Origin of the sequence: Formosa sp. A9 (genome assembly GCF_051200825.1) — a bacterium.
GTDB lineage: Bacteria > Bacteroidota > Bacteroidia > Flavobacteriales > Flavobacteriaceae > Formosa.
Window position 1 is genome coordinate 3,179,386 of the sequence record NZ_CP195158.1, and the last position, 15,690, is coordinate 3,195,075.

Genomic DNA, 15,690 nt, shown 5'->3' on the forward strand with positions numbered 1-15,690 from the left:
TAATGGAAATTAAATCTGCTGAGTTTGTAATGAGTAATTCGGATGTAAAAAAATGTCCGAAAGACCGATTACCCGAGTATGCCTTTATAGGGCGTAGTAACGTGGGGAAATCGTCGCTAATTAACATGCTTACGCACAGAAAAAGTCTAGCAAAAACATCTGGTAGACCAGGAAAAACCCAGCTTATAAACCACTTTATAATTAATAAAAATTGGTACCTGGTAGATTTACCTGGTTACGGTTATGCCCGCGTATCTAAAAGCACAAAGAAAGTCTTTCAGAAATTTATTACAGAATATTTTTCAAAGCGCGAACAATTAGTGTCAGCCTTTGTTTTAGTAGATATTCGCCACACGCCACAACCCATAGATTTAGAATTTATGGCCTGGCTTGGAGAACACGGCATTCCGTTTTCGATTATTTTCACCAAAGCCGATAAGTTAAAACCCAAGGCCATCGAAAACCACATAGAAGCCTATAAAAATATTCTTTTAGAAACTTGGGAAGAAATACCTAACTATTTTATTACTTCATCTAGCAAAACAATTGGCAAAGACGAGCTTTTAAATTATATAGAAACTATTAACAATAACCTTAATAGAGATTAATTTTTAACATCCAGCGCATCTCTAAGCGCATTTCCAATTAACATAAACGCCATGACCAAGCTCATGATACAAAGTCCGGGAATAACTGCCAAATAAGGCTTACCTAGAATAATATAATTGTAATGATCTTTAATCATTGCGCCCCAACTGGCCATAGGTGGCTGAGCGCCTATCCCTAAAAAACTGAGTCCGCTTTCTATTAATATTGCCGATGCAAAATTAGCAGCACAAATAACAATTACGGGCGCCATAACATTTGGCAAAATGTGTTTAGTAATAATTCTATAATCGGTATATCCTAAAGCACGAGCCGCGGTAACATACTGCTGCTCTTTAGCGCTGATGATTTGCCCACGTACTACACGTGCCACCTCTACCCACATGGTTAAGCCCACTGCAATAAACACTTGCCAAAACCCTTTTCCCAAAGCCAATGTAATAGCTATAACCAATAATAATGTAGGGATAGACCACGTAACGTTAATCAACCACATAATAAGGGCATCAATTTTACCGCCGTAATACCCCGCAACACTTCCTAACAACAAACCTATGACCAAAGCAATAAATACGGCCACAAAACCAATAAAAAATGAAATTCTAGCGCCTACAAGAATCCGACTAAGCACATCTCTCCCGTATTTATCGGTTCCTAAATAAAATGTTTTTTCCAAAATTAATTTATCGATTTCTGTTTTAGAAAATGAAGAAACATCTATTTGTTTATTTTCTCCCTGTAAGCCGTCGGATGCATATTCGGTGTAATATAAAGTTCCCGATTGCAGGTTATTCGTTAGAATAGGTGTTTCTGTATTGGCATTTATATCCCCAAAAAACAATTTCTCTAAAGCGTTTTGATTCTGGTTAGCCGCCGAAGGCAACGTAAGCATTTGCACCGTAAAGCCTGGTTTTTTAGAATGTATTGCCAAGTGCATTTGGTTGGCATGCTGCGAATTATCTGGAGCCAAAACATAGGCAAACACAGCTATTAACCCCACAACAACTATAAAACAGAAACTAAAAACGCCCCAAAAATTGTGTTTAAATTTTTGGAGCGCTAATTGTTTTAAGGACTGTGTTTTACCATCCATTCAAAAAAGAACTAATTTTTTACCTCGGCAGATGTAGAAGCCACTTTTTTAATAGCGTAAGACATTTTTAAATCTTCTAACACATGAACAGCTTCTTCCATATAAACATCTTGCGTTAAGCTTTCGTGCCAACGGTCACGTTTTTCTTTTAAAGTAGAATCTTTTTCGAACAATGCACTTTCGTAAGGTAAAGACTCGTAAGTTAAATTCGATTTATAGGTAGAGATTTTATCGAACTGTTTACCTTCTTCTTCGTTAAGCTCTAATTTCTCTTTATACTTTTCGTAATTTAAATTAAAAGTATTTTCATCCATCTTTAATTTGATCCACTTTGCATTTTCAGCAATTAAATTCAATTGCTCGTTATTGCTCATTCGCTCTTTACTCTTTTGAATCGTAGAATCGTAATCGAAATAATTTCCCCATACCGTATAATCGGCTGGAGCTATTTTATCCCAAGGCAACGGATTTTCTTGATCTTTTTCACCTATATCTATAAAGCTATAGCGGTCTGGAACCACAACATCGCTTTTAACACCTTCTAGCTGCGTAGATCCGCCATTAATTCGGTAGAATTTTTGCGTTGTTAACTTTAAAGCGCCTAAATCGCCATTGCTATTATTACGCACCATTCTGTTTAAATCCAATACATTTTGCACAGTACCTTTTCCGTAGGTTTGTTTGCTACCTATAATAATGGCACGTTTGTAATCTTGCATGGCAGCAGCTAAAATTTCTGATGCCGATGCCGACAATTCGTTTACCAAAATTACTAATGGCCCATCCCATTCTATAGATTTATCGGTATCTCTTAAAATTTCTTTTGGCTCGCCTGTAGAACGTACTTGCACCACAGGACCTTCCTCTATAAACAATCCAGCCATATCGACTACGGTTTGTAACGACCCTCCTCCGTTATTTCTTAAATCGATAACCAGACCTTTCATGTCGGCTTCTTTTAATCTATCGATTTCCTTTTTGATGTCGGAAGCTGCATTTCTACTTTTATAATCATCAAAATCTACATAAAATTTAGGCAGATTAATAACACCATAGTTCACACCGTTTTTCTTAACGATTGAAGACTTGGCATAAGTTTCTTCCAACTCTACGATATCTCTAACAATAGATACATCTTTAACGGTTCCATCTACCTTTTTAATGGTTAAAGTGACTTTGGTTCCTTTTGGGCCTTTTATATATTTTATGGCATCGTCTAAACGCATACCCACTATATTTACGGCTTCCTTTTCACCTTCCTGACGTACTTTTACTATAATATCGCCAACTTCCAACTCTTTACCTCTCCAAGCTGGTCCTCCAGAAATAAGCTCGACAATTTTAGTATTGTCCATTTTCTTTTGTAATCGAGCTCCGATACCCTCTAACTTACCAGACATTTGCTGATCGAAACGATCTTTGTCTTCTGGAGCAAAATAAAAGGTATGCGGATCGAATTCTTCTACCACTGCATTTACATACATCGCAAACCAATCTTTACGCTCTAAATCGTCTATATAATCGGTGTAATAATTGTCTATAGATTTGCTTGTAGTTTTTCTGGCTTCAGCTTCAATATCTTTATTGCTTTTTATTTTGTAAGCAGGATCGTTTTGCTTGTTACGGTGCTCTTCGGTCTGAATATCATCGTAGTTAGCAATGGTTTGAAACTTTAATTGCTTTCTCCAACGCTCTTTCATTTCCTTTTTATTCTTCACGTAAGCCTTATCTTTATAATCGGCATTAAACTCTTCGTCTATAGAATAATCAAAAGGGGTGCTAAGCACGTCTTTATAAATCGCTTTAGACTCTTCTAAACGCTGTAACAGACGTTCGTGAGTTAAATTGAAAAAAGAAATATCGTATTCTTTTAACTGGTCGTCTATACTGTTTTTGTAAGCCTCGAATTCTTTAATATCCGAATCGTAAAAATAACGCTTTAAAGGATCTAAAGCTTGTAAGTAATTATTGTAAACTTCTTCTGAAAAATTGTCATCTAAAGCTTTCGGATCGAAATGCCCACGCTCTAGCACATAGGTAATAACTTGAACTAATAATTTATCCTTATCTGGATTGGTAAACGTTTTTGTAGTAAAACTGCATGACGCAAAGGCCAATAATAACAGTACCACTAAATATATATAATTCCTTTTCATAAATCTAAAAAAATGCATGATATATTTTCTACTAAAGTAGAGAAAAAACCATGCCAATAAAAATCTAACTCCCGTAATTTTTTGTAAAACCAAAGAAATTCTAGTTAAACCTTATAATTTATGTATTTTAGCGATAGAAAAAAACCTCATGTTATGGCTAAAAAACCCCTTATTTTAGTAATTAACGACGATGGCATAACAGCACCGGGTATAAGAACACTCATATCTGTTATGAATACCATTGGCGAAGTTGTAGTCGTTGCTCCAGATAGTCCACAAAGCGGCATGGGGCATGCCATAACTGTAAATTCTACGCTATTTGTAGAACAGGTTACTATTGATGATGGCCCACAAAAAGAATACAGTTGTTCTGGCACACCTGCCGATTGTGTTAAATTAGGCGTAAAAGAAATTTTAAAGCGCAAACCAGACCTTTGTGTTTCGGGCATTAACCACGGCTCCAACTCCTCTATAAATGTAATTTATTCTGGCACCATGAGTGCTGCTGTCGAAGCTGGTATAGAAGGCATTCCTGCCATTGGATTTTCGCTTTTAGATTATAATTGGAATGCCAATTTCGAACACACCAAAACCTTCATAAAAACCATTACCGAAAACACCTTAAAACACGGTTTACCCAAAGGTGTTGTACTTAATGTTAATATCCCAAACGTCACAAAAAAAGACATAAAAGGCATTCGCGTTTGCAGACAAGCCATGGCCAATTGGGAAGAAGAATTTGACAAACGTAAAAACCCACACGGTAAAAATTATTACTGGCTAACTGGTAAATTTGTAAATTTAGATAAAGGCGAAGATACCGACGAATGGGCACTAGCCAATAATTATATTTCTGTAGTTCCCGTACAGTTCGACCTTACAGCACACGAAAGCATTAAACACATTAACACTTGGAATTTTAATGATTAAAAAAGAAGTATTTATAGGCTTTTTAGTAGGCGTTCTTGCCAATGCCATTGGCCTATTTTTAACAGCACATTTTTTAGGCAAAGGAGACGACGCCTTAACCGTATTACAAGCCGCAGCAAACGAAGGCTTTTTAGGCAAATTAGTCAGTTTAGCTGCAGTATTAAATTTAATTGCTTTTTTTATCTTTATAAAACGAAAAGAAGATTACAGAGCTCGCGGCGTGCTTTTAGCCACTGCAGCCATTGCATTGCTTACATTTGTATTTAAATTTTTATAATGTTCTACCATGAAATATTATATCCTTGCTGGTGAAGCCTCTGGCGATTTACATGGCTCTAACCTAATGAAAGCATTACAAAATGTAGATGTAAATGCCGATTTTAGGTTTTGGGGTGGCGACCTTATGCAAGCTGTTGGCGGCACCCTGGTTAAACATTACAAAGAGCGTGCATTTATGGGCTTTGCCGAAGTGGTACTTAATATTTCTAAAATTTTTAAAGCCATTGCCTTTTGCAAAACAGATATCGCTGAGTATAATCCCGATGTGGTTATTTTTATAGATAATTCTGGTTTTAATTTACGCATTGCAAGGTGGGCCAAACAACACCATTTTAAAACAACCTATTACATATCGCCACAAGTTTGGGCATCGCGAGCAAGTCGCGTTAAGGCCATTAAGCACGACATAGACCACATGTACGTGATTTTACCTTTTGTAAAAGACTTCTATAAAACTTACGATTACGATGTTACCTATGTGGGCCACCCATTAATTGATGCCATAGCCAACCGAAAACAAATTAGCGAATACGAATTTAGGACACAAAACGAATTAAGCGACAAACCTATTATTGCGTTACTGCCAGGTAGTAGAAAACAGGAAATCAGCGCCATGCTTACCATCATGCTAAGCGTGGTAGACCAGTACCCAAACTATCAATTTGTAATCGCTGGTGCTCCTAGTCAAGATTACAGTTTTTACAAACCGTTTATTAAAAATGCCAACATTCATTTTGTGGCCAATAAAACCTACGATCTTCTAAGTGTGTCTTATGCCGCATTGGTGACCTCTGGCACAGCCACCTTAGAGACTGCCTTGTTTAAAGTGCCACAAGTGGTTTGTTACAAAGCGAGTTGGATTTCTTACCAAATTGGTAAGCGCATTATTACGCTAAAATACATTTCGCTGGTTAATTTAATTATGAATAAACCCATAGTTAAAGAACTAATTCAAGACGAGTTTAATAGTAGCAATCTAAAAAAAGAACTAGATCTTATTTTAGATGACTACGAACGCACTAAATTCTTTATTAATTATTACGATTTAGAAAAAAAACTTGGTGGAAAAGGTGCCAGCCAAAAAACAGCAGAATATATTTTCAATTCTTTAAAACCTTAGTCAGAGTATATGCGAATATTGCCCCTTTTAATAACCTTTTGTATTTGTTTAAGCAGTTGTAAGTCTTCTAAAACTAAAAACAAATATACCGCAACCACACCAACAGAAACCCACTTACCCTCAGGTAATATCCCAACATCACCTTACGATGAAAATAGTGCCATCGCTCCAGAATCTGAAGCAGATCTTGTCGTGTTAAGCAACGAAATTATAGATTATGCCAAACAATTTGAAGGTGTAAAATACAAATTTGGGGGCACTACTAAATCTGGCATGGACTGCTCCGGATTGGTTTACGAATCGTTTAGAGCCTACAACATTACACTACCAAGAGTTTCTAGAGACATGGCCACAAAAGGCACAAAAATAGATCTGGACGAGGTTAGAGAAGGCGATCTTCTGTTTTTTGAAACCAACCCTAAACAAAAACGCATTAACCATGTAGGTTTAGTGGTATCGGCAAGAACGGGCAGTGTAGAGTTTATTCATTCAACAACTAGCAAAGGCGTTATAACATCCTCGTTAGCCGAACGTTACTGGTATTATTCTTTTAAAGAAGCTCGCAGGATTTTATAAAAAATAGTATCTTACAATAATGAAACTAAGCCAGTTTGTTATTGTAAAACTTACACTGTTACTCATAATAGGTACTTGTCTTGGTTTTTATATAAACCTACCTGTTATTTGGGGTTTGGTCTTTAACTTTGGGTTACTTGCTATCCTTTTCTTTACTTATCGAAAAGAGCAAAAATCTTTTTCAAAATCTATAGCATTCGAAATAACGACTGTAGTACTAAGCATTTGGATTGGCATTTTAAACGTTCAAATACACGACGCGTCTAAACATTGTAGCCATTACTTACATTATCCTTCAGAAATAAACCAGATAACTTTTAAGGTTCGAGAAGTTTTAAAATCAGGGCACTATCACGACAAATATGTTGTTAAACTTTTAAAAATTAATAATGATTATGCCAAAGGTTCATTACTTCTTAATCTAGAAAAAGACAGCACAACCAACAAGCTACATATAGACGCTATCTACACCACAGCTTCACCCTTAAGCAGTATTACTTCGCCTTTAAATCCAGGTGAATTCAATTACAAAGCATATTTAAAGCAGCAATATATCTATAAGCAAATATTTACCGCGCCTTTAAAATTAAAATCTGAAGCAATCAAAACTCGTAGTATTTTCGGCTGGTCCGATCGCATAAAACGATATGTTCAACACCAATTAAAACAGTATCCGTTTGGCGACCAACAATTAGCCATTATTAATGCGCTGCTATTGGGCGAACGCAGAGACATTTCCAATGCATTGTATAACAATTACACAAAAGCGGGTGCAGTACACATTTTAGCTGTATCGGGTTTACACATTGGCATACTACTTTTACTGCTTAATATACTACTAAATCCTGTTTCGCGACTCAAACACGGTAAAGCAATTAAAACCCTAATCCTTTTAATATTACTTTGGATGTTTGCTGTGCTAACTGGTTTATCGGCTTCTGTAACCCGAGCAACAACGATGTTTAGTCTAATTGCTATTGCCCTGAATTGGAACAGAAAAACTAACATCTATAATACGCTAGCTATTTCTGCTTTTATTTTATTATTGATTAAACCTAGTTTTTTGAAAGACATAGGCTTTCAGTTAAGTTATTTAGCAGTATTGGGGATCGTAACCTTTCAACCAAAATTGCGCGCGATCTGGTACCCCAAACACAAAGCGTTACAATTGTTATGGAATACTGTAACGGTAACCTTAGCTGCACAGATTGGTGTATTACCCATTAGCCTATATTATTTCCATCAGTTTCCTGGATTGTTTTTTGTTACCAATATGGTGGTTATTCCGTTTTTAGGTATCATTCTTGGCTTGGGCGTATTGGTATTAATTCTTGCCGCAACTAAATTGCTGCCTCTATTTTTGGCGACAAGCTATAACAACATCATAACTTATTTAAATGATTTCATTTCGTGGGTCGCACAACAAGACCGATTTATTTTTGATAATATCTCAATACATTTTAATACTGTTCTAGCCATTTATGGTTGTTTAATTTGTGCGTTTATCTGGTATATCAATAAGCGTTTTAAAACATTAGCGACATTACTTTTGAGTCTGATTATATTACAATCTGTTTGCATTTACAATGCTACCAAATCGAAAACCAACGAATGGGTTGTTTTTCATAAAAGCAGGAAAAGTATTCTCGGTATAAAATCGAATAACAGGTTACAATTAATGAGCTCTATGCCAATTGCCGAAATTAAGGCCGATAAAACTGTAAAGAATTATGCAATCTCACGAGATATTAAAACCATTCATTACGACAGCTTAGCATCGGTGTACATGATGCAAAACCAACCACTTTTAATAATAGACAGTCTGGGAGTATATGCCACAAAAACCTTTAAACCAGATAAGATTCTGCTTATCAATTCACCCAAACTAAATATAAATCGTTTAATAGATTCGTTACAACCCAAACAAATTATTGCCGATGGCAGTAATTACAAATCGTATATTGCGCGTTGGGAAGCCACTTGCAAAACAAAAAAACTCCCATTTTTCTATACAGGAAAAACAGGAGCTTATCTGGTTAAAACTAACAATTAGTTATTCTGAAAACTCGGGTTTAAACGCCTCGTAATACGCAGTAAAACTTTCTTGTGTTGTCATTTGTTTATAATCATCGCTTTGAAACAGTTTCAAATACAACTCTAATTGCTGTGGCTGCTGATAGCCACGAATAGGCGCTATTAACTGTGCATTTTCGTCGAAAAAAACTATTGTTGGATAAGCAGAAACGCCTAAGGATCGTGTGAACTCGTGTACACTATTACGACGATTAGCATTCGCGGCATTATACTGTGGGTTAGCGTAAGTTTGATCTTTAAATGTTATACTTTCATTTCCTTCGGCATTAAACTTTACGGCATAAAAATGGGTATTTACATACGCTACCACATCTTGGTTATGAAACGTATTTTTATCGAGCATTTTGCAAGGTCCACACCAATTGGTATATACATCCATCATTATTTTTTTAGGCTCCTTTTTTTGAAGTTCTAAAGCTTCGTTAAAAGATACCCAATTAATTTCTTGGGCACTAACGAGCGTTGTGGCCAAGAAAAACATTCCGATTAAAAAGTTAAGTTTCATTACAATAATTGCTTTAATCTTTTAAATAACAAACGCCCAAGAGGGCCTCTGTTACATATAATTTATTGCACACCGTGCATTTTGCGTTTCATCATCGGGTTTAACAGCAGCATGATTGCAGCTGCGGAAATTGGGATAATGGTAAAAATTAAGAAGAACGTAGATAAGCCATACTCTTCCGAAATCATATCGATGTAGCTTCCTGTAATACCTCCCAATAAATTAGCCACAAAATTAGCTACAAACCATATTCCAAACATCATACTTACTAATTTTAACGGTGCTAATTTACTAACATAAGATAATCCTACTGGCGACACACAAAGCTCTCCTAATGTGTGCAGCAAATATGCAATTACCAAAAATATTAAACTAACAGCCGCCGTTTTAGCACCTTCTGGTATGGTTGAAGCCCCATAAGCCAATACGGCAAAACCTAAACCGACCAACACTAAGCCAATAGCAAATTTTACTGGTCCAGACGGATTGTATTTACTTTCCCATATTTTAGAAAATAAAGGCGCAAACAAAATAATAAACAAAGAGTTTAAAACCGAAAACCAAGATGCAGGCACTTCGGTAGCGTCTGCTTCAAATTCTTTTTTCAACATCCAGATTACAATACCCCAAATAATTACAAAACTGAGTCCTAACCAAACATTAGATATTGCAAACTTGCTAAACGTCTGTTTAAATAACATAATTAACACATACGAAATTACAACCATTGGCACCAAAGTAATAATGGCATTTATAATTTTAAATGTCATCGCGGCATTGCCAGCCAAGGCTCTATCTGTATAGTCTGATGCAAAAATAGTCATAGATCCACCTGCTTGCTCGAACGCCCACCAAAAGAAAACAGTAAACAAAGCAAAAATACCTATAACAAGCATTCTATCTTTTACCACTTTAGGACTTTCTGGCTCGACAGCCTGCTCTTCAGCTGTTGCTGTATGATGCGATTTCGCTTCGGCCAAGGCCTCTTCTGTTTTAGCAGGCGACAATCCTATTTTTCCAAAAATCTTTTGTGCAAAATAAAACTGAAGCATTCCTAAAAACATAAAAATTCCAGCTAAACCAAAACCATAATGCCAGCCTACTTTTTCACCAATATAACCACATAGTAAAATACCTAAAAAGGCACCCGAGTTAATACCCATATAAAAAATGGTATAACCAGCATCTTTTTCTTTACCTTGACCAATATACAACTGACCAACAATGGAAGAAATATTCGGCTTAAACAAACCGTTACCTAAAATTAAACACAATAATCCTACAAAAAAGAACATGGTAGAAATACCTTCTAAGGCCATAGAGGCATGCCCTAAAGTCATGATAAAAGCCCCCAAAACAATGGCATTTCTGTACCCCATTATTTTATCGGCAATAAGCCCTCCTATAATTGGAGTTAAATATACTAAACCTGTATACCACCCATAAAGCACCAATGCGTCGGCTCGTTCCCAAGCCCATCCTTCTTCTAGTAGGCTAGAGGTTAAAAATAAAACCAGTAAAGCACGCATACCGTAATACGAAAAGCGTTCCCACATCTCGGTAAAAAACAATACAAACAATCCCGAAGGGTGTCCTAATACTGTTTTTTGGTTTGTTTCAGATCCTCCAAATTTATATTCCATAGTTTTTATAATGTTTAGTTATTTTTAGCATTTATTTTATCTCCCAGAGTTTTATCTATAAAATTGGTCATTTTGGTGTATAACTGCAATCTTGTATTTCCACCGTAAATACCATGATTTTTATCTGGGTAAATCATAAGTTCAAACTGCTTGTTAGCTTGTACTAAAGCTTCTACCATACGCATGGTATTTTGAACATGTACATTATCGTCTCCAGACCCATGAATTAACAAGAAATCGCCTTCTAATTGATCTGCAAAGTTAATTGGTGAATTATCGTCGTAACCAGAAGCGTTCTCCTGCGGAGTAGTCATATAACGCTCTGTATAAATAGAATCGTAAAATCTCCAACTGGTTACGGGAGCTACGGCAATTGCCATTTTAAATACATCGTTACCTTTAAAAATGGCATTACTACTCATAAAACCACCAAAGCTCCAACCCCAAATACCAATACGCTCAGCATCGATATAAGAACGACTTCCTAGTTGCTTAGCGGCAGCAATCTGATCTTCCAATTCGAATTTCCCCAATTCCTTTTGGGTTGCTTTTTTAAAGGCAGCGCCTTTAAAACCTGTTCCTCGACCATCTACACAAGCTACAATATATCCTTTCTCGGCCAACATCTCGTACCAATAATCGTTGGCACTCATCCAACGGTTAGCCACTTGTTGCGATCCTGGACCTGAATATTGAAACATAAAAAGCGGATACGTTTTTGAAGCATCAAAATTTGAAGGCTTAATCATCCACATATTTAAATCGTTCCCATTTACAGAAATGGTACTGAATTCTTTATACGAGACATCGTAACCTGCCAATGTCGTACTTAATTCTTTATTGTCTTTAATAACTTTTATAACATCGCCGTTTTTGGCATTGTTAAGAGTATATACTGGTGGTGTTGTTGCGCTAGAATACGTATTAATAAAATAGGTGAAATCTGCACTAAAGGCCGCCGAATTGGTGCCTTCTTTCTGACTTAGTCTTGTTTTCTTCTTTCCGTTTAGACCAATGCTATACACATCGCGGTTGATAGATCCGTTTTCTACAGATTGATAAAATATTTTCTTTGTAGCTTTATCGAAACCGTAATATTGTGTTACTTCCCAATTTCCAGACGTTATTTGTTTAATTAAGCTTCCATCTTTTTTATAGTGATAAATATGATTGTAGCCATCTTTTTCGCTAGTCCAGATAAAGCTATTATCTTCTAAAAACGTTAAATTATCGGTTACATCTACATAAGCTGGATCTTTATCGCTTAACACCAAAGTAGCGTTCATGTTCGAGGCTTCAATCATCCACAAATCCAATTCATTTTGGTGTCTGTTGGTGTACTGCGCGCTCAATACGTTGGCATCGTTAGTCCATTGTATTCTCGGAATATAAAAATCGGTGTATGCTTTATTTAAAACCACATCGGTTGTTTTGTTTTTAGTCAAGTCGAAAATATGCAACGATACTTTAGAATTTGCTTCACCTGCCTTTGGGTATTTAAACACCTCTTGCTGCGGATACAGACTAGTTCCATACATATCCATAGAAAATTCTGGCACCTCGGTTTCATCAAACTTAATATATGCTATTTTAGAGCCATCGGCATTCCATTCAAAAGCACGCACAAAAGCAAATTCTTCTTCGTACACCCAATCTGTAATACCGTTAATTATTTTATTCTCTACTCCATCGGTAGTGAATTTAGTAGTTTCTCCGGTTTTTAGATCTTTAACAAAAAGGTTATTGTTTAGACCGTAAGCCACTTTCGAGCCATCTGGAGAAAAGGTAGGTTCTTGTATTTTTTCGTCGGCCACTTTCGTTAAGCTTTGTGTTGCCGTATCTAAAACATAATAAACGCCTAAAGTAGATCTACGAAAAATAGATTCTACTTCTGTAGCTAAAAGTACTTTGCTTTCGTCTGTACTAAAGGTATAATCGGTAAAGTATTCTATTTCCGATAAGGCTGAAGAATTCACTAAAGTATTAACTTTTTCTAAGGTTTTATAATCGTAAATACCTATAGATGTTGTTCTGGTGGCACGATCGAAATCCAATACCGAATATTGTTTTCCGTTAGCCATAGAATGCAGCGATTGCATGCCTTCGGTTCTAAAACCACCGTTCCAAATGTCTTCTAAAGTAATCTGTTTTTTTTGCGCAGAAGTTAAGCCTGTCAAAAGAAAAAATGACAGTAAAAAATACGTATAATGCTTCACGTTTAATTGTTTAATAAATTAGTTTAAATAGGGAATTTTAAAAATGTTGTCAAGTTTACTAAAAATTATGTAAAAAACCGCTACTATTAACAGTTTATAAAGATATAGAAAGGCTTAAACCTCTAAATACGCTCAATAATAGTATCTTTGCCCCGTTAAATTTATAAAAATGAGCAAAACGATTTCTGGGTTTTCAAAACTATCAAAATCTAAAAAGATAGATTGGATTGCCAACACGTATTTTTCGAATCGCGAACACGCTAAATCCATCATTAAACAGTATTGGAATTCTAACGACAAATTGCAACAACTGCACGACGAGTTTATAGAAAACACCATTACCAATTACTATCTACCCTTAGGCGTTGCTCCTAATTTTTTAATTAACAATACGCTCTACACCATCCCAATGGCTATCGAAGAAAGTTCTGTGGTTGCCGCTGCGAGTAAAGCAGCTAAATTTTGGTTAGACCGCGGTGGTTTTAAAACCCAAGTTATATCGACCACCAAAATTGGACAAGTGCATTTTATGCACAACGGCAATGTAACAGAACTCACCAACTTTTTTAATGCGGTTAAACCGAAACTTTTAAACGCGGTTAAACCAATTTCTAAAAACATGGAAAAACGTGGTGGTGGTATTTTAGACATCGAATTGCGAGACAAAACCAATGCAATTCCTAATTATTACCAATTGCACGTATCTTTCGAAACAGTCAATGCCATGGGGGCGAATTTCATTAATTCCTGTTTGGAACAATTTGCCAAAACCTTTAAGACCGAAGCCGAAACATATACTAGTTTTACAACCGAAAGTAAGCAAATAGACATTGTTATGAGTATTTTGTCTAACTATGTACCCGACTGTTTAGTACGCGCCGAAGTCAGCTGTAAGGTTGAAGATTTAACAGAAAATGATGACATTCCCGCAGAAGAATTTGCCAAAAAATTTGTGCAAGCAGTTAATATTGCAGAAATAGAACCGTATCGAGCTGTAACACATAACAAAGGCATTATGAATGGGATAGACGCCGTTGTTCTAGCCACAGGTAATGATTTTAGAGCTATTGAAGCTGGAGTACATGCGTATGCTGCAAAAAATGGCACTTATAGCAGTTTATCGCATGCTAAAATAGAAAACGACACCTTTTATTTTTGGATGGAAATTCCGTTGGCTTTAGGTACCGTTGGCGGATTAACCAATTTGCATCCGCTTGTAAAATTAGCTTTAGAAATGCTCAACAATCCAAGCGCACAAGAGCTCATGCAAATTGTTGCTGTGGCAGGATTGGCTCAGAATTTCGCTGCATTACGTTCGCTAACAACAACAGGCATTCAGCAAGGACATATGAAAATGCACCTGATGAATATCTTAAACCAGTTTGAGGCCAATACCGAAGAAAAAACCATCTTAACCCAGCAGTTTAAAACCCAAACGGTATCGCACAATGCCGTACTTGAAGCCTTAGAAAAACTCCGCCAATAATGAATAGATTTTACAGCAATGGCAAACTTTTAATTACAGCTGAATATTTAGTTTTAGATGGCGCAACAGCTTTGGCTTTACCCACTACATTCGGGCAATCGTTACAAGTAACATCGTCAACTACCGAAGGAATTACATGGCAAAGTCTAGACGAGCAAAATCGTGTTTGGTTCGAAACCCACTTTCACATACACGACAATCAATTTACAAGCAAAAACGATGATGACTTGTCTAAACGTTTACTATCCATTTTAAACGCTGCCAAATCTCTAAACCCTCTGTTTTTAAGTAATGAACAAAACATTTCCGTAAAAACAACTTTAGATTTTCCCAGACATTGGGGTTTAGGCACCTCGTCTACCTTAATAAATAATATCGCCAATTGGGCAACTATAAACCCCTATACTTTATTGGCACGTACCTTTGGAGGTAGCGGCTACGATATTGCCTGCGCCAGCCATAATACGCCTATATGTTACACCTTACAGGATAAACAACCGGTAGTACAAGCTGTAAGATTTAATCCCAAATTTAAAGAACAGCTCTATTTTGTATACTTAAACGAAAAACAAAATAGCCGCGAAGGTATTGCCCGTTACAAGGCTTACAATACCAACAAAACTGAAGCTATTAAAACCATTAACCACATAACTTCAGCACTCGTTGATTGCCATAATTTAAACCAATTTAATGCCTTAATTGACGAGCATGAAACCCTCATTTCCGAAATAATTGATTTGCAACCCGTAAAACAACGGCTGTTTCCCGATTTTAAAGGCAGTATAAAAAGTTTAGGTGCTTGGGGAGGCGATTTTATTTTAGTAACGAGTACAAGCCCACCGCAAGACTATTTTAAAGCAAAAGGCTACACTACCATACGATCTTACAATGAGATGATTTTATAAATTTCAATCACGCTTGCATTAAAATACTAAATGCTCAACAGATTGATGTGGACAACACAAATTGTCATCCTTTTTAATTAT

13 protein-coding genes are annotated in these 15,690 nt (G+C 36.3%); 8 read left to right on the forward strand and 5 right to left on the reverse strand.

The genetic code is table 11. The features are described 5' to 3' along the window. Positions 1–2 precede the first annotated feature (2 nt). Entirely contained in the window at positions 3–608 is a 606-nt protein-coding gene (gene yihA, locus ACR9EA_RS13980; protein ID WP_435134306.1) for a ribosome biogenesis GTP-binding protein YihA/YsxC, read from the forward strand. Here the strand turns inward: yihA and ACR9EA_RS13985 are convergent. Together ACR9EA_RS13985 and ACR9EA_RS13990 are read right to left on the reverse strand one after the other, a co-directional pair. Then, on the reverse strand, positions 605–1,699 hold the full coding sequence (locus ACR9EA_RS13985; RefSeq protein ID WP_435134309.1) for an ABC transporter permease: 1,095 nt from the start codon (positions 1,697–1,699) through the stop codon (positions 605–607). The two genes, yihA and ACR9EA_RS13985, sit on opposite strands and share 4 nt — an antisense overlap. Before the next feature lie 11 nt (positions 1,700–1,710). After that, positions 1,711–3,855, reverse strand: a complete 2,145-nt coding sequence (locus tag ACR9EA_RS13990; protein WP_435134312.1) for a carboxy terminal-processing peptidase — start codon at positions 3,853–3,855, stop codon at positions 1,711–1,713. A gap of 153 nt (positions 3,856–4,008) precedes the next feature. Between ACR9EA_RS13990 and surE the strand changes: the two genes are divergently transcribed. From surE to ACR9EA_RS14015, 5 genes are read left to right on the forward strand one after another with little or no spacing between them, the layout of a single operon-like run. Further along, positions 4,009–4,785 carry a 5'/3'-nucleotidase SurE gene (surE, locus tag ACR9EA_RS13995; RefSeq protein WP_435134314.1) on the forward strand — a complete coding sequence of 259 codons (777 nt, stop codon included), beginning with the start codon at positions 4,009–4,011 and terminating at the stop codon, positions 4,783–4,785. Further along, entirely contained in the window at positions 4,778–5,062 is a 285-nt protein-coding gene (locus ACR9EA_RS14000) for a hypothetical protein (RefSeq protein ID WP_435134317.1), read from the forward strand. Before surE ends, ACR9EA_RS14000 begins: the two co-directional genes overlap by 8 nt. Positions 5,063–5,071: 9 nt before the next feature. Then, on the forward strand, positions 5,072–6,184 hold the full coding sequence (gene lpxB / locus ACR9EA_RS14005; RefSeq protein ID WP_435134320.1) for a lipid-A-disaccharide synthase: 1,113 nt from the start codon (positions 5,072–5,074) through the stop codon (positions 6,182–6,184). 9 nt (positions 6,185–6,193) lie between these two features. Beyond that, entirely contained in the window at positions 6,194–6,760 is a 567-nt protein-coding gene (locus ACR9EA_RS14010; protein ID WP_435134323.1) for a C40 family peptidase, read from the forward strand. Positions 6,761–6,779: 19 nt separating this feature from the next. Continuing rightward, positions 6,780–8,813, forward strand: coding sequence for a ComEC/Rec2 family competence protein (locus ACR9EA_RS14015; RefSeq protein WP_435134325.1), 2,034 nt, complete (start codon positions 6,780–6,782; stop codon positions 8,811–8,813). On the opposite strand, the gene ACR9EA_RS14020 is transcribed toward ACR9EA_RS14015, so the two are convergent. The 3 genes from ACR9EA_RS14020 to ACR9EA_RS14030 all read right to left on the reverse strand — a co-directional run bounded on the left by ACR9EA_RS14020 (position 8,814) and on the right by ACR9EA_RS14030 (position 13,218). Further along, positions 8,814–9,359, reverse strand: coding sequence for a thioredoxin family protein (locus ACR9EA_RS14020; RefSeq protein WP_435134328.1), 546 nt, complete (start codon positions 9,357–9,359; stop codon positions 8,814–8,816). Between the two features lie 62 nt (positions 9,360–9,421). Next, complete coding sequence (locus ACR9EA_RS14025) at positions 9,422–11,002, reverse strand: peptide MFS transporter (RefSeq protein WP_435134331.1); 1,581 nt, start codon at positions 11,000–11,002, stop codon at positions 9,422–9,424. A 14-nt stretch (positions 11,003–11,016) separates the two neighbouring features. Beyond that, positions 11,017–13,218, reverse strand: a complete 2,202-nt coding sequence (locus tag ACR9EA_RS14030; RefSeq protein WP_435134334.1) for a S9 family peptidase — start codon at positions 13,216–13,218, stop codon at positions 11,017–11,019. Between the two features lie 169 nt (positions 13,219–13,387). On the opposite strand from ACR9EA_RS14030, the gene ACR9EA_RS14035 reads away from it, so the two are divergent. Then, positions 13,388–14,704, forward strand: a complete 1,317-nt coding sequence (locus ACR9EA_RS14035; RefSeq protein ID WP_435134337.1) for a hydroxymethylglutaryl-CoA reductase, degradative — start codon at positions 13,388–13,390, stop codon at positions 14,702–14,704. Next, positions 14,704–15,609 (forward strand): GYDIA family GHMP kinase, encoded by a 906-nt coding sequence (locus ACR9EA_RS14040; RefSeq protein ID WP_435134340.1) that lies wholly within the window; start codon positions 14,704–14,706, stop codon positions 15,607–15,609. The genes ACR9EA_RS14035 and ACR9EA_RS14040 overlap by 1 nt, the downstream gene beginning before the upstream one ends. Positions 15,610–15,690 lie beyond the last annotated feature (81 nt).